At 71.4% G+C, this 25,413-nt stretch carries 22 protein-coding genes and 1 tRNA gene; 9 read left to right on the forward strand and 14 right to left on the reverse strand.

The window, feature by feature from the left end:
* Positions 1–78 precede the first annotated feature (78 nt).
* Genes STRCI_RS17680 through STRCI_RS17690 form a run of 3 tightly spaced genes read right to left on the reverse strand, consistent with a single transcriptional unit; the run spans position 79 to position 3,493 of the window.
* Positions 79–963, reverse strand: a complete 885-nt coding sequence (locus STRCI_RS17680; protein ID WP_269659918.1) for an SDR family oxidoreductase — start codon at positions 961–963, stop codon at positions 79–81.
* Entirely contained in the window at positions 960–1,877 is a 918-nt protein-coding gene (locus tag STRCI_RS17685) for an alpha/beta fold hydrolase (protein WP_269659919.1), read from the reverse strand. The genes STRCI_RS17680 and STRCI_RS17685 overlap by 4 nt, the downstream gene beginning before the upstream one ends.
* On the reverse strand, positions 1,874–3,493 hold the full coding sequence (locus STRCI_RS17690) for a flavin-containing monooxygenase (protein WP_269659920.1): 1,620 nt from the start codon (positions 3,491–3,493) through the stop codon (positions 1,874–1,876). Before STRCI_RS17690 ends, STRCI_RS17685 begins: the two co-directional genes overlap by 4 nt.
* A 176-nt stretch (positions 3,494–3,669) precedes the next feature.
* Here STRCI_RS17690 and STRCI_RS17695 point away from each other — a divergent pair, with 176 nt between their 5' ends.
* Entirely contained in the window at positions 3,670–4,290 is a 621-nt protein-coding gene (locus STRCI_RS17695) for a MerR family transcriptional regulator (protein ID WP_269664573.1), read from the forward strand.
* A 308-nt stretch (positions 4,291–4,598) separates the two neighbouring features.
* Here the strand turns inward: STRCI_RS17695 and STRCI_RS17700 are convergent, their stop codons facing one another.
* The gene (locus STRCI_RS17700; protein ID WP_269659921.1) at positions 4,599–5,399 is read right to left on the reverse strand and encodes an exodeoxyribonuclease III; all 801 of its coding nucleotides are present in this window, start codon (positions 5,397–5,399) and stop codon (positions 4,599–4,601) included.
* Positions 5,400–5,467: 68 nt separating this feature from the next.
* Here STRCI_RS17700 and STRCI_RS17705 point away from each other — a divergent pair, with 68 nt between their 5' ends.
* Complete coding sequence (locus STRCI_RS17705; RefSeq protein WP_269659922.1) at positions 5,468–5,950, forward strand: GNAT family N-acetyltransferase; 483 nt, start codon at positions 5,468–5,470, stop codon at positions 5,948–5,950.
* Here STRCI_RS17705 and STRCI_RS17710 read toward each other — a convergent pair.
* Together STRCI_RS17710 and STRCI_RS17715 are read right to left on the reverse strand one after the other, a co-directional pair.
* Positions 5,940–6,632, reverse strand: coding sequence for a response regulator (locus tag STRCI_RS17710; RefSeq protein ID WP_269659923.1), 693 nt, complete (start codon positions 6,630–6,632; stop codon positions 5,940–5,942). The genes STRCI_RS17705 and STRCI_RS17710 overlap by 11 nt on opposite strands.
* A complete protein-coding gene (locus STRCI_RS17715; protein WP_269664574.1) occupies positions 6,572–7,867 on the reverse strand; it encodes a sensor histidine kinase in 1,296 nt (431 codons plus the stop codon). The genes STRCI_RS17710 and STRCI_RS17715 overlap by 61 nt, the downstream gene beginning before the upstream one ends.
* A gap of 218 nt (positions 7,868–8,085) precedes the next feature.
* On the opposite strand from STRCI_RS17715, the gene STRCI_RS17720 reads away from it, so the two are divergent.
* Positions 8,086–8,823, forward strand: a complete 738-nt coding sequence (locus STRCI_RS17720) for an ABC transporter ATP-binding protein (RefSeq protein WP_269659924.1) — start codon at positions 8,086–8,088, stop codon at positions 8,821–8,823.
* Positions 8,824–8,866: 43 nt separating this feature from the next.
* On the forward strand, positions 8,867–11,323 hold the full coding sequence (locus STRCI_RS17725) for an ABC transporter permease (protein WP_269659925.1): 2,457 nt from the start codon (positions 8,867–8,869) through the stop codon (positions 11,321–11,323).
* Between the two features lie 148 nt (positions 11,324–11,471).
* Here STRCI_RS17725 and STRCI_RS17730 read toward each other — a convergent pair.
* From STRCI_RS17730 to galU, 7 genes are all read right to left on the reverse strand, one after another.
* Positions 11,472–11,545: transfer RNA gene (locus STRCI_RS17730), tRNA-Ala, on the reverse strand.
* 137 nt (positions 11,546–11,682) lie between these two features.
* The gene (gene sepX / locus STRCI_RS17735) at positions 11,683–12,912 is read right to left on the reverse strand and encodes a divisome protein SepX/GlpR (RefSeq protein ID WP_269659926.1); all 1,230 of its coding nucleotides are present in this window, start codon (positions 12,910–12,912) and stop codon (positions 11,683–11,685) included.
* 186 nt (positions 12,913–13,098) lie between these two features.
* Entirely contained in the window at positions 13,099–13,743 is a 645-nt protein-coding gene (locus STRCI_RS17740) for a GNAT family N-acetyltransferase (RefSeq protein ID WP_269659927.1), read from the reverse strand.
* 20 nt (positions 13,744–13,763) lie between these two features.
* The gene (locus STRCI_RS17745) at positions 13,764–14,279 is read right to left on the reverse strand and encodes a MogA/MoaB family molybdenum cofactor biosynthesis protein (RefSeq protein ID WP_269659928.1); all 516 of its coding nucleotides are present in this window, start codon (positions 14,277–14,279) and stop codon (positions 13,764–13,766) included.
* Complete coding sequence (gene moaC / locus STRCI_RS17750) at positions 14,276–14,755, reverse strand: cyclic pyranopterin monophosphate synthase MoaC (RefSeq protein ID WP_269659929.1); 480 nt, start codon at positions 14,753–14,755, stop codon at positions 14,276–14,278. Before moaC ends, STRCI_RS17745 begins: the two co-directional genes overlap by 4 nt.
* Positions 14,756–14,872: 117 nt before the next feature.
* Positions 14,873–16,195: a molybdotransferase-like divisome protein Glp gene (glp, locus tag STRCI_RS17755; RefSeq protein ID WP_269659930.1), complete on the reverse strand. Its 1,323-nt coding sequence runs from the start codon at positions 16,193–16,195 to the stop codon at positions 14,873–14,875.
* Between the two features lie 5 nt (positions 16,196–16,200).
* Positions 16,201–17,103 (reverse strand): UTP--glucose-1-phosphate uridylyltransferase GalU, encoded by a 903-nt coding sequence (galU, locus tag STRCI_RS17760; RefSeq protein ID WP_269659931.1) that lies wholly within the window; start codon positions 17,101–17,103, stop codon positions 16,201–16,203.
* A gap of 93 nt (positions 17,104–17,196) precedes the next feature.
* Here galU and STRCI_RS17765 point away from each other — a divergent pair, with 93 nt between their 5' ends.
* Entirely contained in the window at positions 17,197–17,817 is a 621-nt protein-coding gene (locus tag STRCI_RS17765) for a 5-formyltetrahydrofolate cyclo-ligase (RefSeq protein WP_269659932.1), read from the forward strand.
* Between the two features lie 71 nt (positions 17,818–17,888).
* On the opposite strand, the gene STRCI_RS17770 is transcribed toward STRCI_RS17765, so the two are convergent.
* Positions 17,889–20,645, reverse strand: coding sequence for a penicillin acylase family protein (locus tag STRCI_RS17770; protein WP_269659933.1), 2,757 nt, complete (start codon positions 20,643–20,645; stop codon positions 17,889–17,891).
* A 228-nt stretch (positions 20,646–20,873) separates the two neighbouring features.
* Between STRCI_RS17770 and STRCI_RS17775 the strand changes: the two genes are divergently transcribed.
* The 4 genes from STRCI_RS17775 to STRCI_RS17790 all read left to right on the forward strand — a co-directional run bounded on the left by STRCI_RS17775 (position 20,874) and on the right by STRCI_RS17790 (position 25,316).
* A complete protein-coding gene (locus STRCI_RS17775; RefSeq protein ID WP_269659934.1) occupies positions 20,874–22,445 on the forward strand; it encodes a potassium/proton antiporter in 1,572 nt (523 codons plus the stop codon).
* Between the two features lie 272 nt (positions 22,446–22,717).
* Positions 22,718–24,010, forward strand: a complete 1,293-nt coding sequence (locus tag STRCI_RS17780) for an MFS transporter (protein ID WP_269659935.1) — start codon at positions 22,718–22,720, stop codon at positions 24,008–24,010.
* Between the two features lie 67 nt (positions 24,011–24,077).
* Complete coding sequence (locus tag STRCI_RS17785; protein WP_269659936.1) at positions 24,078–24,383, forward strand: FmdB family zinc ribbon protein; 306 nt, start codon at positions 24,078–24,080, stop codon at positions 24,381–24,383.
* 99 nt (positions 24,384–24,482) lie between these two features.
* The gene (locus STRCI_RS17790; protein WP_269659937.1) at positions 24,483–25,316 is read left to right on the forward strand and encodes an S-methyl-5'-thioadenosine phosphorylase; all 834 of its coding nucleotides are present in this window, start codon (positions 24,483–24,485) and stop codon (positions 25,314–25,316) included.
* Positions 25,317–25,413 lie beyond the last annotated feature (97 nt).

Consider the following 25,413-nt stretch of genomic DNA (forward strand, 5'->3'; position numbering starts at 1 on the left):
ATGAGGTTTCACTCCCGTAATGGGTGAGGGGATCGGGCCCGACCAGATTCACACGCGGCGTGACGCAGCGCATGTCGATCACTTACGGTGCGTGACGCGCTCCTGCTCATCGGCCTCGCCGCCCGCTCCGACAAGACCGATCCGCATGCCGTCGAGCCGGTCCGCGAACCTGCGCATCTCCCGCTGGCCGACGGTCCCGATGAGCGCCGGCAGATACCCGCGCACCCCCTGCATCCCGCGCAGCCACCACTGCCCGTACACATGGCTGGAGCGCCGCTCGATCCCGGCCACGATCCGGTCGACGGCCGGACCCAGCGGGTACGTCTTGTTCGACGGCCACGGCAGCCGCTGCCTCAGCTCCCGCATGACGTCGTCCTGATCGGCCCCGCGCACCATGTCCGTGTCGGTCCAGGACAGATACCCGACGCCCACGCGTACGCCCTTGTAGCCGACCTCGGCGCGCAGGCTGTGCGCGTACGCCTCCACGCCCGACTTGGACGCGCAGTACGCGGTCATCATCGGCGCCGGGGTGATCGCGGCGAGGGAGGCGATCTGGAGCAGATAGCCGCGGCTCTCCATCAGCACCGGCAGGAACGCCCGCGCGGTGACGGCCGAGCCGATGAGGTTGACCTCGATGACCCGCCGCCACGCCTCGGGGTCGGAGTCGACGAACGGACCGCCGCTGGCCACACCGGCGTTGGCGACGACGATGTCGACCTTCCCGAACCGCTCCTTGACCTCCCGCGCCACCCGCGCCATCGCCTCGTGGTCGGTGACATCGGCGTACCAGTGGTCACTCTCGCTGTGCAGCCGCTCGGAGACCTGCTTGAGCGCGTCCGCTTCGAGGCCGACCAGCGCCACCTTCGCGCCCCGCGCGGAGAGCTTGCGGGCAAGCAGCTCACCCACGCCCCGCGCCGCTCCGGTGACGACGGCGACCTGTCCTTCGAGGCTCACCCTGCTCATGCGCCCTCCTTGATCTGTGCGTAGGCGACGACGAGTTCACGAATCCTTGCGCTCACCAGCTCCGGCGCCTCCACCGGCGTCATGTGCCCGAGTCCGGGCAGCTCGGTGAGCCCGACGCAGGTCGGCAGCGCGGCGGCCAGCGACCGCGCGTGCACGGGCGGTGTGAGCCGGTCGGCGGTCCCCACGACCACCGCGGTCGGCACCCTCAACTCCCGTACGCCGTGGTCGAGGTCGAGCCGGTCCAGCACCTGCGACCAGGCGTGCCGCACCCGCCGTGGACAGGCGTGCACGATCCGCGCGCACGCCTCGACCATGTGCGGCGCCGAACCGGGCCCCATGGTCCCGTACTTCAGCACCCGCCGCGCGAGCGGCGTGACCGGCCCGAGCGGCGCCCGCGACCCGAGGATCTGCTGGGTCAGCCAGGTCCGCGGCCGGCCCGGCCTGATCGGTACGACGGTGGACTCGGCGACCAGCCGGGACGAACCGGTGCTGCACAGCAGCACGGCGGCCGCGTGCTCCCGGAACGCGGGCCGCGCCGCGGCGGCCAGCACCGTCATCCCGCCCATCGAGTGCCCGGCGATCACCGCCTTCTCCCCCGGCGCGAGGGTCGCCTTCAGTACGGCTTCCAGGTCGTCGGCGAGTTCCTCGGTGCCGCAGGCGCGGCTCGCCGGACTGCGCCCGTGGCCGCGCTGGTCGTAGGCGATGACGCGGTGGCCGGTGGCCAGCTCCCGTATCTGCGCCGCCCAGAAGGCGGTCGAGCAGGTCCAGCCGTGCGCGAGGACGACGGGGGGCGCGTTCTCGGGGCCGTGCACCTCCACGTGCAGGCGCGCGCCGTCCGCGGAGATCACGGTGAGTTCGCGGGCGGGGGCGGGCGGGGCGTAGGGGCCAGAGCTCACGTGCGTCAGGCGGCTCATGCGCCCACCTCCGGGCGTGCGTCGGCGACTTCGCGCCCCTTGGCGGTGCGGGCGCTCTTCTTCACGCTGCTGCGCTCCTTGGTGGCGCCAGCGCTGCCCTTCGCGCTCTCGCGCTCCTCGGTCGCGGTCGCGCCGTCCTCCGCGCCCGCGGCGCGCACCACCGCGTACTCCGCGAGATCCACTCGCCGGGTCGCGCGCCGGAACTCGCCGGTCGTGCCCGGCCAGATCGTGGTGTTGCGGCCGCTCGCGTCCAGGTACCAGCTCGTGCAGCCGCCGGTGTTCCACACCGTGCGCTTCATGCGCTCCTGCACGCGGTGGTTCCAGGCGCGCACGGCGCTCGGGCGGGCGTCCAGGGCGACGCGTCCGCCGAGGACGTCCAACTGCCGGACGTAGTCGGCGAGGTAGTTGAGCTGGCTCTCGATCATGAGGATCATCGACGAGTTGCCGAGCCCGGTGTTGGGCCCGATGATCGTCATCCAGTTCGGGAACCCGGCGGCGGACGCGCCCCGCAGCGCCTCCATGCCGCCCTTCCACGTCTCGGCGAGCGTCCGCCCGTCCGCGCCGACGACCCGCTCCGCGATGGGCATGTCGGTGACATGGAAGCCGGTGCCGAAGACGATCGCGTCGACCTCGGTCTCGGTACCGTCGGCCGCGACCACCGTCGAACCGCGGACCTCGGCGAGCCCGCTGTCGACGACATCGACATTCGGCCGGGCGAGCGCCGGGTAGTACTCACTGCTGAGCAGGATCCGCTTGCAGCCGATGCGGTAGTCCGGCGTGAGCTTGGCCCGCAGCGCCGGGTCCTTGATGGCGCGGGCCATGTTCTGCCGGGCGAGCTTCTCGACCAGGCCGAGTTCGTTCGGGTGCTTGGTGAACGCCTGCACCTGGAGTTCGCGGATGCCCCAGAGCAGTCCGCGCCGGGCCTGGGTGGTGAAGGGGAGCTGCCGGTGCAGCCAGCGCTCCACCCCGCTGATCGCGCGGTCCATGCGCGGCATCACCCACGGCGGGGTGCGCTGGAACAGGGTGAGCCGGGAGACCTCCGGCTGGACGGCCGGCACGATCTGGATCGCGGAGGCACCGGTGCCGACCATGGCGACCCGCTTGCCGCGCAGGTCGTAGTCGTGGTCCCAGCGGGCGGAGTGGAAGACCTTGCCGGGGAAGGAGTCGAGGCCCGGGACGTCCGGGACCTTGGGGTCGGACAGCGGCCCGGTGGCCGAGACCACGAGGTCGGCCGAGAGGTTCCCGGCGGTGGTCTCGATGTCCCAGCACAGCCGCTCGGCGTTCCAGGCCATCCGCTTCACCTCGGAGTCGAAGCGGATGTGCGGGCGCAGCCGGAAGACGTCGGCGACGTGCTCCAGATAGGCGCGGATGTGCTCCTGGCCGGAGAAGGTGCGCGGCCAGTCGGGGTTGGGCGCGAAGGAGAAGGAGTACAGGTGCGAGGGGACGTCACAGGCGCACCCGGGGTAGCTGTTGTCCCGCCAGGTGCCGCCGACACTGGACGCCCGCTCCAGGACGACGAAGTCGGTGACGCCCTCGCGCCGCAGCCGCACCGCGGCTCCGAGCCCGCCGAACCCGGATCCGATCACCGCCACCCGTACATGCTCGTGTTCGGTCATCCCGAAGCCCCTCCACAGCCGTGCGACTCTGCCAGTGAACACTGGCGCAATGGGAGCGTAGAGCAGCTCCGTACTCGTGGGTAGGGGGTGAGCCGAGGAAAGTTACCCCTGGTACGCCATAGGCTTCCGGCGTGGCACAAGACGCTGGACGACCCGAGGGCCGACACGAGTACCGCATGGAGGAGCTGGCCCGGCTGGCCGGCATCACCGTGCGTACCCTGCGCTTCTACCGCGAACGGGGTCTCATCCCCCCGCCCCGCCGCGAGGGCCGCATCGCCTGGTACGACGACCGCCACCTGGCCCGGCTGCGCACGATCTCGGCGATGCTGGAACGCGGCCACACCCTCAGCGGCATCGCCGAACTCGCCGAGGCCTTCGACCACGGCCGCGATGTCGCCGACCTGCTCGGCATGGACTCCCCCACCGAGGAGACCCCGGTCCGCCTCACCCCCGAGGAACTCGCCGACCACTTCGCCGACGACGTCACCCCGGAGAACTTCGCCGCCGCCCTGGAACTCGGCTATCTCGCCACCGACGGCGAGGAGATCATCCACATCAGCCGCCGCCTGCTGGACGTCTCCGCCGCGCTGGTCCGCGAGGGCATCCCACTCGCCGAGGTACTGGCCGCGGGCAAGGAACTCCGCGCCCACGCCGACATCCTCGCCGACCTCTTCGCCGACCTGATCCTCCGCCACGGCACCGAGGAGGACCTTCCCCGCCTGCGCCCCCTCGCGCGCAGCGTGGTGGAGGCGGAGATGTCCCTGGCCCTGGACCGCCGCCTGCGCAAGCGGTCGTAGCGGGGGCGCAAGCGGTCACAGTGGGGGCGTGGGCGGTGGCGAGGAGGCGCGGGCGGGGTTGAGAGCGCTGTCGGCGCGTGCGGGGGCGAGGGCGCTCTCGGCACGTGCGGGGTCGGCGGCGCCCCAGAGTGCGCGCGGCGCCGAGGGCGCCCCGCGGCACCCGGGGCGTAGGGCGTGCTCAACCCGCCCACGGCGCACGCCCGCTCACAGATCCACCCGCGCGCACCGGCGCACAGGGCAACACCCCGCGCACCACCATGCGAGGCCCGCGCCCGCGCACGCCCGCGCGCGGACACTCCGCCGCGCGCCTACTCGTAGACGACTGTCACCGGCGCATGATCCGACCAACGCTCCTCGTGCGTCGCCGCGCGCTCCACGAAGCCCTTGACCGCCCGGCCCGCGAGCCTCGGCGTCGCGATCTGGTAGTCGATGCGCCAGCCGGTGTCGTTGTCGAAGGCACGCCCCCGGTACGACCACCAGCTGTACGGCCCCTCCACGTCCGGGTGCAGGGCGCGCACGACGTCGACGTAGCCGCCCTCCGCCGGATCGAGGACCTGGCCGAGCCACTCGCGCTCCTCGGGGAGGAAGCCGGAGTTCTTGGTGTTGCCGCGCCAGTTCTTCAGGTCCGCCTGCTGGTGGGCGATGTTCCAGTCCCCGCAGACGACGACCTCGCGCCCGTCGGCGGCGGCGCGCTCGCGCAGGCCCTTGAGGTAGGCGAGGAACTCCCCCATGAAGCGGACCTTCTCGTCCTGGCGCTCGGTGCCGACCTCCCCGGAAGGGAGGTACAGCGAGGCGACCGTCACACCGGGCAGATCCACCTCGGCATAGCGCCCGCTCGCGTCGAACTCGCTCGACCCGAAGCCGACCTGGACACGGTCGGGCTCGCGCCGGGTGTAGAGGGAGACACCCGCGCGCCCCTTGGCGGCGGCGGGCGCGTGCACGACATGCCAGCCGTCAGGCTCTCGCACGGCCTCCGGCAGCTGCTGCGCCTCGGCCCGTACCTCCTGGAGGCACAGCACATCGGCGGAGGTCTCGGCCAGCCACTCCACGAAGCCCTTCTTCGCGGCGGCACGCAGCCCGTTCACATTCACGCTGGTCACAATGAGCACCCGGGCACGATACCCGCAGACTGGACCGAGTCCAGATTCCGACTACTTATGACTGTACGGTTGCCTGCATGCAGATCCGCCGCGTCTCCTTCGACCACCCCGACGCCGTGAAGCTCAATGACGCAGTCCAGGCCGAGTACGCCGTCCGCTACGGCGACGACGGCGACGCCACGGTCATCACCACCACCGACTTCGAGCCGCCGAACGGCGTGTACCTCATCGCTTACGACGAGCACGGCACCCCGGTCGCCTCGGGCGGCTGGCGCGTCCAGGACACGAACGACGAGGGCAACATCGACGGCGACGCCGAAGTGAAGCGCATGTACGTGATCGACAGCATGCGCGGCCGTGGCCTCGCCCGGCGCATCCTGGCCGCCCTGGAGGAGGACGCCCGCGGGGCGGGCCGACAGCGCATGGTGCTGGAGACGGGCACCATGCAGCCGGAGGCCGTCGCCCTGTACGAGTCCAGCGGCTACGAGACGTGCGCGAAGTTCGGCTACTACCGCTTCCACGAACTGAGCCTGTGCTTCGCCAAGCCGCTCACCCTCTGAGATAGGCCAGCACGGCGAGGACCCGGCGGTGGGTCTCCTCCGCCGGCGGCAGGTCCAGCTTGGTGAGGATGGACCCGATGTGCTTGCCGACGGCGGCCTCGGACACCACCAGCGCGCGGGCTATGGAGCCGTTGGACCGGCCCTCGGCGACCAGCGCCAGCACCTCCCGCTCACGCGGGGTGAGCCGCTCCAGCGGGTCCCGGCGCCGCCGCAGCAGCTGCCGTACGACTTCCGGGTCGACGACCGTGCCGCCGGCCGCGACCTCGTCCAGCGCGGCCGTGAACTCCTCGACCTGGCCGACCCGGTCCTTCAGGAGGTACCCGACACCGGATCCGTCGCCGGAGTCCAGCAGGTCGGCGGCGTACGTCCGCTGCACGTACTGGCTGAGCACCAGCACCGGCAGCGCGGGGCTCTTCTCGCGCAGCCGGACGGCCGCGTGCAGCCCCTCGTCCTGGAAGCCGGGCGGCATCCGGACGTCGGTCACCACGATGTCCGGCTCGTGCTCCTCGACGGCGGCGAGCAGCGCCGGAGCGTCGCCGACGGCTGCGACCACGTCGTGGCCGCAGCGGGCGAGCAGACCGATCAGGCCTTCGCGCAGCAGCACGCTGTCCTCGGCCAGGACTACGCGGAGCGGCCGGTGGGTCCGGCGGTCTCCGTGCGCTCGGTCCGCTTCAGCTCGCAAGGAATCTCCACACGCAGCAGGGTCGGTCCGCCCGGCGGACTGGACAAGGAGAGTCTGCCATCGAGCACTGACACCCGGTCGGCGAGACCGGTCAGCCCGCTGCCCCGGCCCGCGTCCGCACCGCCCCGGCCGTCGTCGCGCACCTGGAGCACCAGCCGCCCGCCGTCGTGCCCCCCGCTGACCTGGGCACGCCGGGCCCCGCTGTGCTTGTCCACATTGGCGAGCGCCTCGCACACCACGAAGTACGCGGCGCTCTCCACCGCCCGCGACATGCGTCCGGGCAGGTCGAGGTCGACGTCCACGGGGATCGCGCTGCGGTCGGCGGCGTCGGCCACGGCCGCGTTGAGGCCGTAGTCGGCGAGGACCCGCGGGTGGATGCCCTGGATCAGCTCGCGCAGTTCCTCCAGGGCCCGCCCGGCCTCCTCGTGGGCCTTGGCGAGCTGGTCGGCGAGGGGACCGGGCGGGACGTCCAGGCGGGCCAGGCCGAGGGTCATGGTCAGGGCCACGAGGCGTTGCTGGGCGCCGTCGTGCAGATCGCGTTCGATACGGCGCCGCTCCGCCTCGAACGCGTCGACCAGCCGCACTCGGGAGCGGGCGAGTTCGACGACCCGCTCGCCGAGATCCGCATCGCGCGGGGCGATCAGCAGCCGGGTCAGCTCCGCGCGGGCGCCCGCCGTCACCGCGAGCACATAGGCGCCCGCGGCGAGCAGCAGCACCCCCAGCAGCGCCACGCCGAAGGCGGTCGGCCAGTCGGTGACCGTCCACTGCTTGAGCACCTTGGCCTCCTGGCCGTCGCCGGCCGTCGCCATCAGCAGCGGGGTGGCGACCATCGACGCCGGGAACAGCAGCGCCACGGTGACCGCGAGCGCCTCTGCGGGCCAGAGCAGGACGGCGAAGACAAGCGCGTACCCGAGTTCACGCCAGGTCTGCCGCTCCCTCAGCCGCGTGGCGAACCAGCACCACAGTCCGGGCTCGGCGGGCTCGTGGTGCCTCCCCCGCGCGGGGCTTGCGTCGATCAGCCGCAGCCTGCGCCGCTCCACCGCCGCCACGGGCAGCCCGGCGAGGGCCGCGCAGGCCAGCAACGGCAGCCCGACCAGGACGATCGCCAGCACCCCGCCGACCGCCACCAGCGTCACGATCGCCACCAGTACCGCGAGCCCGGTGGCCACTCCGGTCAGCAGATAGGCGGCGGCACGCCAGGGCCACGGCGACAGCAGGAAGCCCGGCCGGGACAGGGCCCGCCACACGGTGTCCGCGGGCGCGGGTCGTTCGGGACGCGTAGAGATCACGGTTTCACCGTAGAAGCCGACCCTACGCGCGGGCCATCGGTCCAGCGGGTGGAGCGGGGGTATGCCTGGCCCTACCCCGGTTCTCGGTCCTGCCGCACTGCGCCGGGCCGCGGTGCGGCGGTTGGGTTGAAGGACACCGCAACGACCCATGACTCGGGGGCCCGATGACCGACCACGCCATCCAACTGCACGCCGTCACACGGCAGTACGTCACGGGCGGCAGCCCCGTGACCGCGCTCGACGGGGTCTCGCTCGCCTTCCCGCGCGGCACGTTCACCGCCGTCATGGGACCCTCCGGCTCCGGCAAGTCCACGCTGCTCCAGTGCGCCGCCGGACTGGACCGGCCGACGTCCGGCTCGGTGTCCTTGGGCGGCACCGAGCTGACGACGCTCAGCGAGACCCGCCTGACGCGGCTGCGCCGGGAGCGCATCGGATTCGTCTTCCAGTCCTTCAACCTGCTGCCGTCCCTGACCGCCGAGCAGAACGTCGCGCTCCCCCTGCGCCTCGCCGGCCGCCGCCCGGCACGCGCGCGTGTCCGTGAGGTGCTGCGCCAGGTCGGCCTCGCCGACCGGTGCGGCCACCGCCCGTCGGAGCTGTCCGGCGGCCAGCAGCAACGCGTCGCGCTGGCCCGCGCGTTGATCACCCGTCCCGAGGTCCTCTTCGCCGACGAACCGACCGGCGCCCTCGACTCCCGCACCGGCCGCGAGGTCCTGGCCCTGCTGCGCGACATGGTCGACACGCAGGCCCGGACGATCGTCATGGTCACCCACGACCCGCTCGCCGCCTCCTGCGCGGACCGCGTGGTGTTCCTCGTCGACGGCAGGGTGGCCGATGAGCTGACGGCGGCGTCGGCGGGGGAGGTCGCCGCGCGCATGGCGGGTCTGGAGACGGTGGCGTGCTGACCATCACCCGCTTCCCGTCCGCCCCTCACCCGAAGGCCGGCCCATGCTGACCGTAGCCGTGCACACCCTGCGCACCCGCTGGATCACCTTCACCGGCAGCTTTGTCGCGCTGTCCCTGGGCGTCGCACTGCTCACCGTGATGGGCCTGGCCCTGGCCTCGTCGCTCCAGGCCCCCGAGCGCCGACCGGAGCGGTTCGCGGCGGCCCCGGTCGTCGTGCAGGGCCAGGACACGCTGCGCGTACCGACGCCGAGCGGCGACCGCGTCCAGCCCTTGGCCCAGCCGAACGCCGTGCCCGCGCGGACGATCGCCGCCCTGAAGCGCCTCGGCCCCGTCACCGAGGACCGCTCCTTCGCCGTACGGGCCGAGAACGGGCCCGCCGATCTGGTGGGCCACCCCTGGCCCACGGCGGCCTTCGCGCCGTACGGCCCGGTGGACGGGCGCGAGCCGCGGGCGGCCGACGAAGTGGTCGTCACGTCGGGCTGGGCCGCCAAGGGCGACCGCCTGCGCACCGGTTCCGGAACCGTGACGGTGGTCGGCGTGGTGCGCGACCTCGGCTTCGAGAACGCCATGTTCCACACCCCCGCGCGGGCCGCGCAGTTGGCGCCGGTCAGCACCCGACTGGTCGTCGAGGCGGACGCGTCGGCCGTACGCGAGGCGGTCGGCGCGGATTCCGGCGCGAAGGTGCTGACCGGTGCGGACCGGCGGTTCGCGGACGCCGACCCGGACCGCGACAGCGAGGCCCTGACCGCGATGAACGCGATGTTCGGCACCGCCGGCGGGGTCAGCGGCTTCGTGTCGGTGTTCGTGGTGGCGTCGACGTTCGCCTTCGCGGTGGCCCAGCGGCGGCGCGAGTTCGGGCTGCTGCGCACGGCGGGCGCCACGCCCGGCCAGATCCGCCGCACGGTGCTGGCGGAGGCCCTGCTGATCGGCGTCCTCGCCTCGGCCACCGGCTGCGCCCTGGGCGCGTTCACGGCGCCGTACCTCGCCGCATGGGTCGTCGACGGCGGTCTCGCCCCGCCCTGGTTCACCATCGGCGACCACGTCTGGCCGTACCATCTGGCGTTCTGGACGGGCCTGTTCGTCGCGCTGTCGGGAGCGGCGGCCGCCGCCTGGCGAGCCGGCCGGACCGGCCCCGTGCAGGCGCTGCGCGAGGCATCCGTGGACGAGGGCACGATGCCCTGGACCCGCCGCGTCCTCGGCGCGGCCCTCCTCGCCACGGCCACCGTCACCCTGCTCCTGGCCCTGACGACCGACCCGTCCGACCTGCTGCACCGCAAGACGTACGTCAGCCGCCCCATGCTGCTGATCACCGCCTTCGCCCTGCTCGCGCCGCTCCTCGTACGCCCCCTGACCCGCCTGCTCACCTGGCTCCCCTCCCGCCTCCCCGGCGCGAGCGGCCTGCTGATCCGCGAGAACACCGGCACCGCCGTCCGCCGCACCACGGCCACAGCCGCCCCGGTCCTGGTCACGGTCGCCCTGACCGGCTCCCTGCTCGGCGCCACGGCGACCCTGAACGAGGCGCGAGCGACGGAGACCCGCCACCGGACAATCGCGGACTTCGTAGTGACACCCCCACCCGGCGGCTACGAGGGACCAACGCTCGAGCGCATCCGGAAGATCCCGAATACGAAGGTCTCCTCGACCTCCTCAAGCGAGGTCTACGTCCTCGAGGACGGCGTAGCCCTGATCCGCTCCCCCGCCCGCGCCGCCGACCCGAGGGCGCTGGCCGCCACCACCCGCCTGCCCGTCACAGCTGGCCGGGTCCTGGACCTCGACGACGACTCGATCATCGTCAACCAGGAGTGGGAGCGGCACACCGTGGGCCAACGGGTGACGCTCTGGCTGGCCGACGGCACGCGCAAGTCGCTGCGGATCGCCGCGGTGATGCCGGTGGGCACGGGTGACAACGGCGTCTACGTCACGCCCGCGAACGCTCCCCACGCGCGCGTGGACCGCATCGAGGTCAAGGTCACACCCGGCGCCGACGTGACGTCCGTGGCCACGACCCTGCGCGCAACGATCGAGCCGCACGGCGGCCGGCTCCACACCCGCACCGCATGGCTGCAAGCCACCCAGCCCCCGGCCGACGGCACCACCCGGCTCGGCTTCCTCCTGGTGCTGGGCATAGCCCTCCTCTACACCGGCATCTCCCTCGCCAACACCCTCGTCATGGCCACACCCGACCGGGTCCGCGACCTGAGGGCACTGCGCCTGGCCGGAGCCACCACCGTCCAGGTCCTGCGTCTGATCGCGGCGGAGGCGCTCACGGTGGTCGCCGTCGGCGCGCTCCTGGGCCTGCTGGTCGCCGTCCTCAATCTCCTCGGCATATGGGGCGCGCTGTCCCTGCTGTCCGTGCACACGCCGATCGTGCTCCCGTGGACGGCCCTGGGCTCGGCGACGGCCGCGTGCGCGGCTCTGGCGGTTGTCGCGGCGGTGGTCCCTGCGGCGTCGGCACTGCGACGAGGCAGGGCCGGAATTCGGGCGGTTCAAGAGAGCTGACCGCGGCATACGCGCGGGCCACTTCGATCCGCACCGGGCCATCCGCCCCCGCCACTCCCAGTGTTCGAACAAAAAAAGATCCCGCCCGATCAACCGATCGGGCGGGATCTCATCAACTGCCCTGATTTCTCAAGTGCAGTTGTTGCGGTGGACCTGAGGGGATTTGAACCCCTGGCCCCCTCGATGCGAACGAGGTGCGCTACCGGACTGCGCCACAGGCCCTTGCAACGAGTGAAACTCTAGCATCCCGATCCGTCCGCTTGGAAATCCGTTCCCCGCCGGGCTCCCGGCCCGGTGCAGGTGGGGCGTGCGGGCGGTTTCTGCGGGCGCCCGGCGCCGGCGGACGGCGCGGACCTCACCTACTCGTTGGCCGCCCGCGGCCGCCCGCCGTCCTCGTACTGGTCGAACAACGGCGTACGCCCCCGTTCACGCGCCCGCCGGGCGGAGGCGGCCCGACGGGCGTCACTGCGCCCGCCGCCGTCCGCCTTCTCCTCGCCGTCGGCCGCCTCCGTCTGCCCGGCGTCGGCCGCGCGGTCCTCCGCCGCCTCCTGCTCCGGCGCGACCGCGCTGGACCGCGCCGAGCTCCACGCGTCGGGCGCCCCGAGGTCTACGTCCGCGGTCGCCCGCGGCGCGACCGGCGCGGTCACATACGTCGGCAAGGGCACCGGCACGGGGTCCCAGCTGTCACCCTGCCCCGGCCGCCGCTGACGCTCACGCTGCTGATCGACCCACTCGGCGTGATCGGTCTGCTCGACGAGCGCCCGCCGGTCAGCGGCGAGCGTCGAAAGGCCCGGGTCGCTCTGTGGTCCAGGGCCTTCGTCGGGCTCCTCTGCGTCCGCGCCAGCGTCGGCGGCCACGCGCCGACGCGGCTGGCGCGCGCGTTCCTTGAGCTGTTGCGCGGCGACCTCGGCGCGCCGGCGGTCCATGTGGTAGGCGAACCGGCGGCGCTCCTGCGAGCGCAGATAGGCGATGTACGCGCTGAGCAGCACGGCGGGCACGCCGGGCGCCCACAGAAACCCGAGCCCTCCGACGGCGGCGACGATCGCACCCAGCGTGAAGGCGAGGAAGAGCATCACGGTTGTGCGCCGACGGCGCGCGAGCACCTTCATGCGCCGGGCGCGCGCCGCGGCCGCCTCCGCGGCGGGCGAGGGGGGCGTGCGCCGTGCGGCCGGGGCGGGTTTCTGCGCCGCCTGCGCCTTCTGTGACTTCTGCGCCGGCACGGGTCCGGGTTCGGGCGCCGGCGCGGCCGCGGGTGCGCGTGCCGGTTCGGACCGCTCCTGCTCCTCGGCGCGCGCCGACACCGTCTGCGGACGCGTCGGAGGCACGGCGAAGGCCCGGACGTCCACCGATGCGGTGACGCCGTCCGGGTCGTTGGCGCTGGGCTCCCCCTCGTCGGCGGAGCGCGCACGCAGGTCCTTGGCGTACCGGCGCTCCATCCCCGCCCGTCCGGACAGCAACCGGATGGCTGTGCTGAAGCGTTCCGTCGGACGGGCCTCGTTCAGCTCGTCCTGCCTACGGAGCCACATCGGCACCAAGTAGGCGGCCCAGGCCCCGACAATGACTGCGTAGATGAGGCCGCTGCTGCTCACGCCTCACACGGTAGAGGGGTTTGCGTGAGGCCATCTGCCAATTGAGCCGGTGTGTCGCACGATCTGGCTGATATTTCGAAATTTTTTTGTGACCGATGCGATCAGCGGGCCGCAGAGGAGGCGAATTCAGGGCTCCGAGTCGGTCGCGAGGCGATCAATTTCGAACATTTATTCAATTACTCCGGGCTATGCGGGATTCCCCGGCGTGTTCTGCGGGTTCCTCGGCCCGTCGGAGGACCTCCCCCGGGAGTCTGCCCGGCGCCAGCGGTTCAGCAACCCGTCGGGCACCTCTTCCGCCGTGAGCGCGAACACGAGATGGTCGCGCCAGGCCCCGTCGATGTGGAGATAACGGGGCCGCAGCCCCTCCTCGCGGAATCCGAGTTTCTCCACCACCCGGCGGCTCGGCCCGTTCTCCGGGCGAATGCAGACCTCGATGCGGTGCAGTCCGACGGTGCGGAAACAGTGGTCCACGACGAGCGCCACGGCCGTCGGCATCACCCCGCGGCCGGCCACCGCCTCGTCCACCCAGTAGCCGACATGCCCCGAACACATGGAGCCCCAGGTGATCCCGGCGACCGTCAACTGCCCGACCAGCCGCCCCTGGTACTCGATGACGAACGGCAGCATGCGCCCCGCGTTCGCCTCGGAGCGCAGGTGCCGGACCATCTGGCGATAGGTCGGCCGGTGCGCGATCGGCCCGCTCGGCGTGGGCGGCGGAATGGTCGCCTCCCAGGGGCGCAGCCAGTCCCGGTTACGCCGGTTGACCTCGCGCCAGGCCCGCTGGTCGCGCAGCTTTATCGGCCGGAGGACGACGTCGCCGTCCGCCAGCACGACGGGCCAGGATGGGCTGTTCAGCTCGCACCCCCACTGCCTGCGCCGGGTCTCTGATGATCGCCGCCGCGGATCTGGTCGACGGCGTGCGCCAGCAGGGGCTCCAGGACGGCGAGCCCGTCCTTCACCCCGCCGGTGGAGCCCGGCAGGTTGACGATCAGCGTGCCGCCCGCCACCCCGGCCAGCCCCCGGGAGAGCACGGCGGTCGGTACCTTCTCGCGGCCGAACGCGCGGATGGCTTCCGCGATGCCCGGCACCTCGTAGTCGATCACCGCGCGGGTCGCCTCGGGCGTGCGGTCGGTGGGTGAGATGCCGGTGCCGCCGGTGGTGACCACTACGTCGTAGCCGGCCTCGACGGCGGCCCTCAGCGCGGCTTCCACGGGGTCGCCGTCGGGCACGACCTGCGGCCCCTCGACGGCGAACCCGAAGCCCTTCAGCCCGTCGGCGATCAGCGGCCCGCCCTTGTCCTCGTAGACGCCGGCGGAGGCGCGGTTGGAGGCGGTGACGACCAGGGCGCGGCGGGTCCCGGCGGTCACGCCCGGCTCCAGTCGCCCGACTTGCCGCCCGTCTTCTCCTCCACGCGTACGTCCGTGATGACCGCTCCCTTGTCGACCGCCTTGACCATGTCGATCACGGTGAGCGCGGCGACGGAGACCGCGGTGAGGGCCTCCATCTCGACGCCCGTGCGGTCCGTGGTCTTCACGGTGGCCACGATCTCCACCGCGTCGTCCGCGACCGACAGATCCAGTTTCACACCCGAAACCGACAACGGGTGGCACAGCGGGATCAGGTCAGGGGTGCGCTTGGCGCCCATGATGCCCGCGATCCGCGCGGTGGCCAGCGCGTCGCCCTTGGGGACGCCCTCCCCGCGCAGCAGTTCGATCACGCGGGGCGCGACCAGGACCCGCCCGCTGGCGCGAGCGGTGCGCGCGGTCACGTCCTTCTCCGATACGTCGACCATGCGCGCGGCGCCCGCCTCGTCGATGTGCGTCAGTCGGTCCTGCGTACTCATGCTGTGTGGCGCTCCCGGTCCGGGCCCTCGGCGGTGCGGCGCTGGGCCTGCTGTGCGCGACACGGTACCGCCAAGAAGGCGCGCGCACCGGAGCAGGACCGGCACGCGCGCGTGGGCTCAGCCGAGCAGCACGACCTCGACCTCGGTACCGGGCTCGACGGACTCGCTGTCCTCGGGGACGACGATCAGCGCGTCTGCGTGCGCGAGGGCCGCGACCAGGTGCGATCCGGCCCCGCCGACCGGGGTCACGGCGCCGTCGGCGTATGTCGCGCGCAGGAACTGCCTGCGCCCCTTCGGCGAGGTCAGCGCCTTGTCCGCCGTTAGGGTCGCGGTCGTGCGCGGCCGGTGGACGTCCCGCAGCCCCATGAGGGTGCGGATCGCGGGGCGCACGAACAGCTCGAAGGAGACGTACGAGGAGACCGGGTTGCCGGGGAGGGCCAGCAGCGGGGTGTGGTCCGGGCCGATGGAACCGAAGCCCTGGGGCTTGCCCGGCTGCATGGCGAGCTTGCGGAAGTCGATGCCGCTGCCGGCCTCGTCCTCGTCGCCGACGGACTCCAGCGCTTCCTTCACGACGTCGTACGCCCCGACGCTGACGCCGCCGGTCGTGACCATGAGGTCGGCGCGCACCAGCTGGTCCTCGATGGTGGAGCGCAGGATCTCGGCGTCGTCGGCGACGGCGCCCACGCGGTAGGCGATGGCACCGGCGTCCCGGGCGGCCGCGGTGAGGGCGAAGCTGTTGGAGTCGTAGATCTGGCCGCTGCGCAACTCCTCGTCGGGCTGGACGAGTTCGCTGCCGGTGGACATCACGACCACGCGCGGGCGTGGGCGTACGCGTACCGTGCCGCGGCCGATCGCGGCGAGCAGGGCGATCTGCGGCGGGCCGAGGACGGTACCGGCCTCCAGGGCGCGGTCACCGGCCTTCACATCGCTGCCCTTCGCGCGCACGTGCGCGCGTGCCTCGGCGGGCCGGTACACGTGCACCTGCCCGGAGGCGCCCTCGGGGGCGAGACTGCGGGCGCGCATCCCGGCCACCGGGCCCTCGCCGAGTCCGCCGTCGGTCCACTCGACGGGGACGACCGCCTCCGCGCCCGGCGGCAGCGGAGCGCCGGTCATGATGCGCGCGGTCTGGCCGGGGCCCACCTGGACCAGCTCCGCCTGCCCCGCCGCAACGTCCCCGACGACCTCCAGGACCGCCGGGAACTCCTCGCTCGCGCCCGCGACATCGGCGACCCTTACCGCGTACCCGTCCATGGAGCTGTTGTCGAACGGCGGCAGGGAGACCGGCACCGTGACGTCGTCGACCAGGACGCAGCCCTGGGCGTCGAGCAGTTGCAGCTCGATGGGTTCGAGGGGACGGACGGTCGCGAGGATGTCCTCCAGGTGTTCGTCCACCGACCAGAGGTGGTCCTGGCCGGTGGTGCGGGGCGCGGCGCTGCTCAAAGTGGCTACATCTCCTCGGCTACGTAACTGCGAAGCCAGGTCCGGAAGTCCGGGCCCAGGTCTTCACGTTCGCATGCGAGTCTGACAATGGCACGCAGGTAGTCGCCACGGTCCCCGGTGTCATAGCGGCGGCCCTTGAAGACGACGCCGTGCACCGGGCCGCCGACCTTCTCGTCCGCCGCGAGCTGCTGGAGGGCGTCGGTGAGCTGGATCTCGCCGCCGCGGCCGGGCTCGGTCTTGCGCAGTATGTCGAAGATGTGTGGGTCGAGGACGTAGCGGCCGATGATCGCGTAGTTGGACGGGGCGTCCGCGGCGTCGGGCTTCTCCACCATGCCGGTCACCTTGACGACGTCGCCGTCCTCGGTGGGCTCGACCGCGGCGCAGCCGTAGAGATGGATCTGCTCGGGCGCGACCTCCATGAGCGCGATGACGCTGCCGCCGTGCTGCTCCTGGACGTCGACCATGCGCTTGAGCAGCGGGTCGCGCGGGTCGATGAGGTCGTCGCCGAGGAGGACGGCGAAGGGCTCGTGGCCGACGTGCGGGGCCGCGCAGAGCACCGCGTGGCCGAGGCCCTTGGGGTCGCCCTGGCGGACGTAGTGCATGGTCGCGAGGTCGCTGGACTCCTGCACCTTGGCGAGCCGACTGGCGTCGCCCTTCTTCTGAAGGGCAGACTCCAGTTCGTAGTTGCGATCGAAGTGGTCCTCAAGGGGACGCTTGTTCCGGCCCGTGATCATGAGGACGTCGTCGAGGCCCGCGGAGACGGCCTCCTCGACCACATACTGGATCGCCGGCTTGTCGACGACCGGCAGCATCTCCTTGGGAGTGGCCTTGGTGGCCGGCAGGAACCGGGTGCCGAGGCCTGCTGCGGGGATGACAGCCTTGCTGATCCGAGGGTGCGACTGAGTCATGCCCGCAACCTTATCCGGTGCCTTTGTAGGGAATCTGTGGCTCCGGTTAATTGGCTCTCATATGAGCACATTGAAGGGGTACGGGTGCGACCAATGAGTCACATCGGACGTTCGGCCGAGCCTGACAAGCGGATGTTGCGGCGAGAGTTCCTCGCGGTGAGAAGCAGGTTGACGGCCGATGACGTGCGGGTGGCGGCGCTCGCGTTGGCGGGGCGCGCGCTCGACCTGCCCGAACTGGCGCGGGCGCGCACGGTGGCGGCGTACGTCTCGGTGGGGAGCGAACCGGGCACGCTCGCGCTGCTGGACGCGCTGCGCGCGCGGGGCGTGCACGTCCTGCTCCCCGCGCTCCTGCCCGACAACGACCTCGACTGGGGCGCCTACACCGGCGAGGACTCCCTCGCGCGGGTCCAACACGGCGGGAAGATGGCCCTCTTCGAGCCGGCCGGCGAACGCCTCGGACCGGACGCCGTGACCGCCGCCGACGTGGTGCTCCTGCCCGGGCTCGCGGTCGACGCGCGCGGCATGCGCCTGGGGCGCGGCGGGGGCTCGTACGACCGCGTGCTCGCGCGCCTGGAACGCGCGGATGCCCACCCAGCGCTGGTGGTGCTGCTGTACGACACGGAGGTCGTCGAGCGCGTGCCGTCGGAGGAGCACGACCGGCCGGTGCACGCGGTGGTGACGCCGTCGGCCGTACGCCGCTTCCACGCGACCTGAGCCTCACCGCACGCGAAGGGGCCCTCCACGCGTGCGTGGAGGGCCCCTTCGTCGTTCGCGCCGTCAGTGGCTCACGGCTGCAGCACCAGGGTGTCGCTCGTGCTGTCCTCGACCGCGTCCTTGGAGAAGGACCAGTCGAGCAGCTCACCATCGGCCCACTTGTCCGTCTGGTCGGTGTAGTGGGCGTTGTAGGCGTGGCCGGAGGCGCCCGTGAGGTTGATCCACTTCGACTTGTCGAGGTCGCCGAGGTTCACGACCATCCGCATCGACGGCACCCAGACGACGCCGTAGCCGCCGGCGGCGTTCCAGCCGGTGGCGTTGACCGTCGCCTCGCCGCCACTGAGCTTCCAGGGGCCGCGGTTGAGGATGTACTGGAGGAAACCGGGGCCTTCGGTGCCGAGGGTCTGGTTCTTCAGGAACAGGCGGTGCAGCCGGCCCCAGCTCCAGGTGTCGATGTCCTTGCCGAGCTTCGCGGTCAGCTCCCAGCGGGCGTCGATCAGGGCCCGCTCGAACAGCTCGTCACGGTTGTCGGCGCCTGGGCGGGTGCCCGACTTGGGCGTCTGCCACCAGTCGCTGTCCTCGTCGTCCATGAGGTTGCGCACGACCTCGAACCAGCGGTCGCCGCCGTCGGGCTGCGCCTGGTCGGCGTCGCGCTGACCGCACTCGCGGACCTTCTCCACCTCGTCCGCGGGACCGGTGATGTTGATCGGGTCGACCCACAGGCACTGGCCCTTGACCCGCAGCTCCTTGGGCAGCTTGTTGCCGAAGGCGAGCTTGAGGATGTTGCGCCAGACCGAGTTGAAGTAGGCGGCGGCCGCCGAGTCGGCGTCCTGGGTGTAGTCCCAGCCCTCCAGGAGCTTCTGCGCCTCACGGACGTCCGGGTCGTCGATGTCGATCTTCAGCAGCTTCGGCACCAGCAGCTTGGCGATCTCACTGCTGTTGTCGAGCTGCATCTGGCGCATGTCGTCGGTGGAGATCTTGCCGCCGTCGTCGATCTTCGACTTGATCAGGTCGGTGATGCGCTGGCTGCGCGTGCCGTAACCCCAGTCCTCGGTGAGCGTGTAGGGGTACTTGTCCTTGTCGATCACCGCCTGGTTGGCGGTGACGATGTACCCACGCGCGGGATCGAACTCGAAGGGCAGCTTGTTCTGCGGGATGTAGCCGGTCCAGCGGTACTTGGAGTCCCAGCCGGGCTGCGGGATCGACCCGTCGACACTCCCCGCGCGCGTGGGGATCTTCCCGGGGAGGGTGTAGCCGATGTGGCCCTCGGTGTCGGCGTAGATCAGGTTCTGCGAGGGCACGTCGAACAGGGCGGCCGCGTCGCGGAAGTCATCCCAGTTCGCGGCCTTGTCCATGGCGAAGACGGCGTCCATGGAGGTCCCCGGGTCCAGGGCGGTCCAGCGCAGGGAGATGCCGTAGCCGTCACCGCGGTCGGGTGCGGAGGTGTCGACCTCGGCCTTCTTGCCCACCTTCACCAGCTCGTCGCTGCGGTCGGAGAGCAAGGGGCCGTTGTTCGTCTCGCGAACGACGATCGTCTTGGGGTCGCCACCGGCGACCTTGATGGTCTCCTCGCGCGTGGTGAACGGCTTGACCTTGCCGTCGTACTGGTAGCCGCTGCCGGTGAGCTTCTCCAGGTAGAGGTCGGTGACGTCGACACCGGAGTTGGTCATGCCCCAGGAGATGCTCTTGTTGTGGCCGATGATCACACCGGGCATGCCGGCAAACGTATAGCCCGAGACGTCGTACTGGCACTTGTCCGAGACGCTGCGGCAGTGCAGGCCCATCTGGTACCAGACGGACGGCAGCGAGGCCGACAGGTGCGGGTCGTTGGCCAGCAGGGGCTTGCCGGTGATGGTGTGACTGCCGGAGACGACCCAGGAGTTGGAGCCGATGCCGTTGCCGTTTACGCCGACGGCCGTCGGGAGGTCCTCCAGGACGCCGTAGAGGCCCGAGAGCTGGCTCTGGAGGCCCGTGGCGTCGCCCGTGGATGTTCCGGCCGTGGACGTGCCTCCGGTGGACGCACCGCCGGTGGAGGTGCCGCCCTGCTCGAACGTCCCGGTGAGCTCGTTGTACTGGCCCTCCTGGACGATCGCCTTGTTCCGGTCGTACGGGTACTGCGGGTAGAGGTCATCGATCTGCTTCGGGCCCAGACGACTGGTCATCAGGGCGCGGTCGATCTCGTCCTCCATGTTGCCGCGCAGGTCCCAGGCCATCGCCTTCAGCCACGCCACGGAGTCGACCGGGGTCCACTCCTCGGGCTTGTAGTCGTTGGCGAAACCGAGGGCGGCGTACTCCAGGGAGAGCTCCTCGCCCGACTTGCCCTCCAGGTAGGCGTTGACGCCCTTTGCGTAGGCCTGGAGGTACTTCTTGGTCTCGTCCGACAGCTTGCTGTCGTACTCCTCCTTGGCGATCCGGTGCCAGCCCAGGGTGCGCAGGAACTCGTCGTTGTCGACCTGGCCCTCGCCGAACATCTCCGACAGGCGCCCGGAGGTCATGTGACGGCGCACGTCCATCTCGTAGAACCGGTCCTGCGCCTGGACGTAGCCCTGCGCCATGAACAGGTCCTCGTCGGAGGAGGCGTAGACCTGCGGGATGCCGTAGCCGTCGCGCTTCACGTCGACCGGGCCCGACAGACCTTCGAGCGTGATCGATCCCGTGGTCTGCGGGAAGGACGCGCGGACGGTGCTGATGGACCAGTAGGCCCCGTACGCGACGCCTCCGATGATGGCCAGCACGAGGACGATGACGATCAGGCGGGCTCTGCGCCCCTTCTTCCTGCCGGACTTGCCGGGCTGCTGACCCGTAGAGGCGGTGGTGTTGGGGGGCATCGCTGTCCTTGCTGTCCTAACGCGAGCGGCAGGCGGTCCTGGAGTGCTGGAGCAACCATAGGCGCAGGGCCCGGTGGCACTTGACGCGGAGTAGGGAACCCGCGCGCACGAGCGTTCGATCATGCCCGGACGAGCGTCAAGAAATCGTCAAGAGTTAGGTAAGGTAACGAAGTAGTTGGGTACGAAGTTCCACCACTTCGTGTCCTATGTACGTGAGCTCACGCGCGCGTGCCCGTGAGCCAGGGAAGGGAACGGCCGCTGACTGTCCACGACCTCAACCAGCTTCTCCTCGTCTGCTCGCTCGTCCTGCTCGTCGCCGTCGTCGCGGTCCGGATCTCCTCGCGCAGCGGGCTCCCCAGCCTGCTCGTGTATCTGGGCATCGGCGTCCTCATGGGCCAGGACGGCATCGGCGACATCAAGTTCGACAACGCCGAGCTGACGCAGGTCATCGGGTACGCGGCCCTGGTCGTGATCCTGGCCGAGGGCGGTCTGAGCACGAAGTGGAAAGAGATCGAACCGGCCCTGCCCTCCGCCACCGCGCTGGCACTGGTGGGCGTCGCGGTGAGCGTGGGCGTCACGGCCTCCGCGGCGCACTACCTGACGGGTCTTGAGTGGCGCCAGTCGCTGATCATCGGCGCGGTGGTGTCCTCCACCGACGCCGCCGCGGTCTTCTCCGTGCTGCGGAAAATCCCCCTCCCCGCGCGCGTGAAGGGGACGATGGAGGCGGAGTCCGGCTTCAACGACGCCCCCGTGGTCATCCTGGTGGTCGCCTTCTCGCACACCGGCCCCATCGAGCACTGGTACGTGCTGGTGGGCGAGATACTGCTGGAACTGGCCATCGGCGTCGCCATCGGCCTCGCGGTGGGCTGGCTGGGCTCCTGGGGCCTGCGGCACGTGGCGCTGCCCGCTTCGGGCCTCTACCCGATCGCCGTCATGGCCATCGCCGTCGTCGCGTACGCGGCGGGCGCACTGGCCCACGGCAGTGGGTTCCTGGCGGTCTACCTCGCCTCCATGGTGATGGGCAACGCCAAGCTGCCCCACTGGCCGGCCACGCGCGGGTTCGCCGAGGGGCTCGGCTGGCTGGCCCAGATCGGCATGTTCGTCCTGCTCGGCCTGCTCGTCACCCCGCACGAACTGGGCGACGACATCCTGCCCGCGCTCGTCATCGGCCTGGCCCTGACGATGATCGCCCGGCCGCTGAGTGTCGTGCTCTGCCTGACGCCGTTCCGGGTGCCGTGGCAGGAACAGACACTGATGTCCTGGGCCGGCCTGCGCGGCGCCGTCCCCATCATCCTGGCCACGATCCCCATGGTCGGCGGCGTCCAGGACAGCCGCCGGATCTTCAACGTCGTCTTCGTCCTGGTCGTCGTCTACACCCTCGTCCAGGGGCCGACGCTGCCCTGGCTCGCCCGCAAGCTGAAGCTCGGCGAGGACGCGGACGCGGCATCCGACCTCGGCATCGAGTCGGCGCCGCTGGAGCGGCTGCGGGGGCACCTGCTGTCGGTCGTGATCCCCAAGGGCTCGAAGATGCACGGCGTCGAGATCAACGAGCTCCGGCTGCCCGCAGGCGCCGCCGTCACCCTGGTCGTGCGGGAAGGAACGTCCTTCGTGCCGCTGCCGACGACGGTGCTGCGACGTGGGGACGAACTGCTCGTGGTCGCCACGGATCCGGTTCGGGATGCCACGGAACGACGACTGCGGGCCGTGGGGCGCGGGGGCAAGCTGGCCGGGTGGCTGGGGGCGAATGGGGACGGGGGCGGCGCGGGGACGGCGCGGGGCCACGGCGCACCCCGTCATTAAGGGCGCGTTTCGTACCGTTCACACCCCATTCATTCACAGGCGCTCCGGCTCCATGGTGCTCGTTTTCACAGGTGCACTAGCTAGTGATCCCTGTACGATGAAGGCGCACCTTGATCGAACCAACTCTGCCTGACGCAGAGCTGGCGCGACCGTATGGCGGCCGGGACCCTCTCCTCAGTAGGCGCCGGTATCTACCGCAGTTCCGCGCAAGAGGACAGCTCTCGGCGCCCCCCGCACAGGGCGCGCTACCAGGTGGCAGAAAGGCACGGGCCGTGGAGTCCACGGTCACCACAGAGCCGTCGAAGACCTCGCCGGCCTCCTCCCGCCCCGGATACGGACAGCTGCTGCGCACCCGCGGCGCCTGGACATTCCTGCTCCCCGGCTTCGCGGCGCGCCAGCCGTTCGCGATGCTCACCATCTCCATCGTGCTGCTCGTGCAGCACACCACCGGCTCGTACGGCGCCGCCGGCGCCGCCGCGGCCGTCACCGGCGTCTCGATGGCGCTGTTCGCTCCCTACAGCGGGCGCCTCGCCGACCGGTACGGGCAGCGCACCGTCCTGATCCCCGGCGTTCTGGTGCACACGCTCGCGGGTCTGACCCTGACGGCGCTCGCGCTGGCGGACGCGCCCCTGTGGGCGCTGTTCGCGGCGGCCGTGCCCACCGGCGCCTCGGTCCCCCAGGTCGGCCCCATGGTCCGCGCCCGCTGGGGCGTGAAGCTCCAGGACTCACCCCTGATGACCACCGCCGCGGCCTTCGAGTCCGTGACCGACGAGCTGACCTTCGTCGTCGGCCCGCTGCTCGCGACCGCGCTGTGCACCGCCGTCGACCCGGCCGCGGGCCTGGTCACGGAGGCCGCTCTGACGCTGGTCGGCGGTCTGCTGTTCGCCGCGCAGAAGAGTACGCAGCCCTCGGTCACCGTCGATGGGCACGCGCGTGTGAAGCACGTTTCGGCGCTGCGGGTCCCCGGGGTGCGCGTGCTGATCGTGACCTTCCTGGGCATCGGTTCCGTCTTCGGCGGTATGCAGGTGTCGCTGGCCGCCTTCACCGAGTCCATCGGCGAGCCCGGCCTGAACGGCGTCCTTTACGGCGTCTTCGCCGCGGGCAACATGCTCTCCGGCATCGCGTGCGGCGCCATCGCGTGGAAGATCGCCCCTCAGCGGCGCCTCGTCCTCGGCTACGTGGCCCTCGCGCTGGCCGCGTCCGGGCTGTGGGCCGCGCACTCGGTGCTGGTCCTCGCCGGTCTCGGTCTCCTCGTCGGCATGAGCATCGCGCCCGCGCTGATCACCGGCTACACGCTGGTGGAGGGCCTGGTCCCGGCCGGCGCCCGCACCGAGGCCTTCACCTGGCTGACCGGTGCGGTCGCGCTCGGCCAGGCGGCCGCCGTCACGGTCGCCGGACAGTTGGAGGACCGCTTCTGGGACGGCGCCGGATTCCTCGTGCCGATGGGCGGCACGCTGATCGCCCTGGCGACACTGCTGGCGCTGCGCTCGCGGCTCTCGGCGCGCCCCCGCAGCCGTACCGTCGCACGTGGCGTCGGTCACCGCGTGCCGGTCACGGTGGACTGATCCGAAGGAATACGTCACTATGGACCGTCGTTAGCACTCATTGAGTGAGAGTGCCAGGAGGAAGACAGTGCCTACCTACCAGTACCAGTGCACCGAGTGCGGCGAGGGCCTCGAGGCGGTGCAGAAGTTCACCGACGACGCCCTGACCGAGTGCCCCAACTGCAGCGGCCGCCTCAAGAAGGTGTTCTCCGCGGTCGGCATTGTCTTCAAGGGCTCCGGCTTCTACCGCAACGACAGCCGCGGCTCCTCGTCGAGCAGCTCGCCGGCGTCGTCGTCGAAGTCGTCGACGTCCACCTCCTCGTCGTCCTCCTCGTCCTCGGACTCGAAGCCGTCGAGCTCGGGCACCTCGACCAGCAGCAGCTCCGCCGCGTAACACCTCGCTCACGGGACCCCGCCGTCGTAGGACGGCGGGGTTCTCCGTGTTTCCCGGAGGCCCTCTCGGGGGCGAACGGCGGCCAGCTAGTGTGACCGCATGGCGAACGCAGAGATCGGTGTAATCGGCGGCTCCGGCTTCTACTCGTTCCTCGAGGACGTGGCCGAGATCCAGGTGGACACCCCTTACGGGCCGCCGAGTGACTCCCTCTTCCTCGGCGAGATCGCCGGCCGACGGGTCGCCTTCCTGCCCCGGCACGGACGCGGCCACCATCTGCCGCCGCACCGGATCAACTACCGGGCCAACCTGTGGGCGCTGCGTTCGGTGGGTGTGCGCCAGGTCCTGGGACCGTGCGCGGTGGGCGGACTGCGCCCCGAGTACGGTCCGGGCACGCTGCTCGTGCCGGATCAGCTCGTCGACCGTACGAAGTCCCGGACGGGGACGTATTTCGACGGGCTGCCGCTGCCCGGCGGTGCCGTGCCGAACGTGGTGCACGTGTCGCTGGCCGACCCCTACTGCCCGGCCGGTCGGGCCGCTGCGCTCAAGGCGGCGCGCGGGCGGGACTGGGAGCCGGTGGACGGCGGCACGCTGGTCGTGATCGAGGGGCCGCGCTTCTCCACTCGTGCTGAATCGTTGTGGCACCAGTCGCAGGGCTGGTCGGTGGTGGGCATGACCGGTCACCCCGAGGCGGCGCTCGCCCGTGAACTGGAGCTCTGCTACACGTCGATGACGCTGGTCACCGACCTCGACGCGGGCGCCGAGACCGGCGAGGGCGTCTCGCACGACGAGGTGCTGCGGGTGTTCGCCGCGAACGTGGACCGGCTGCGGGGTGTGCTGTTCGACGCGGTGGCCGCGCTGCCCTCGAACGAGGAGCGGGACTGCATGTGCACGTCCGCGCTCGGCGGGATGGACCCCGGGTTCGAGCTGCCGTAGGGCCGAAGAGCGGGTCCTTGTGGATTCGCGGGGCACTTCTCATGGGCGGAACCTCCCGTTCGGGTGAGGCAGTTGTCCACAACCTCTCGCCCCTCCA

Source organism: Streptomyces cinnabarinus (assembly GCF_027270315.1).
In the GTDB taxonomy this organism is placed as follows: Bacteria; Actinomycetota; Actinomycetes; order Streptomycetales; family Streptomycetaceae; genus Streptomyces; species Streptomyces cinnabarinus.

Excerpts from the sequence above, each read along its gene's own strand:
- moaC (WP_269659929.1), bottom strand. The coding sequence starts at position 14,755 with ATGAGTACGCAGGACCGACTGACGCACATCGACGAGGCGGGCGCCGCG.
- STRCI_RS17790 (WP_269659937.1), top strand. The coding sequence starts at position 24,483 with ATGGCGAACGCAGAGATCGGTGTAATCGGCGGCTCCGGCTTCTACTCG.
- STRCI_RS17720 (WP_269659924.1), top strand. The coding sequence starts at position 8,086 with ATGACCGACCACGCCATCCAACTGCACGCCGTCACACGGCAGTACGTC.
- STRCI_RS17770 (WP_269659933.1), bottom strand. The coding sequence starts at position 20,645 with ATGCCCCCCAACACCACCGCCTCTACGGGTCAGCAGCCCGGCAAGTCC.
- STRCI_RS17690 (WP_269659920.1), bottom strand. The coding sequence starts at position 3,493 with ATGACCGAACACGAGCATGTACGGGTGGCGGTGATCGGATCCGGGTTC.
- STRCI_RS17685 (WP_269659919.1), bottom strand. The coding sequence starts at position 1,877 with ATGAGCCGCCTGACGCACGTGAGCTCTGGCCCCTACGCCCCGCCCGCC.
- STRCI_RS17705 (WP_269659922.1), top strand. The coding sequence starts at position 5,468 with ATGCAGATCCGCCGCGTCTCCTTCGACCACCCCGACGCCGTGAAGCTC.
- STRCI_RS17765 (WP_269659932.1), top strand. The coding sequence starts at position 17,197 with ATGAGTCACATCGGACGTTCGGCCGAGCCTGACAAGCGGATGTTGCGG.
- STRCI_RS17680 (WP_269659918.1), bottom strand. The coding sequence starts at position 963 with ATGAGCAGGGTGAGCCTCGAAGGACAGGTCGCCGTCGTCACCGGAGCG.
- STRCI_RS17725 (WP_269659925.1), top strand. The coding sequence starts at position 8,867 with ATGCTGACCGTAGCCGTGCACACCCTGCGCACCCGCTGGATCACCTTC.
- galU (WP_269659931.1), bottom strand. The coding sequence starts at position 17,103 with ATGACTCAGTCGCACCCTCGGATCAGCAAGGCTGTCATCCCCGCAGCA.
- STRCI_RS17695 (WP_269664573.1), top strand. The coding sequence starts at position 3,670 with ATGGAGGAGCTGGCCCGGCTGGCCGGCATCACCGTGCGTACCCTGCGC.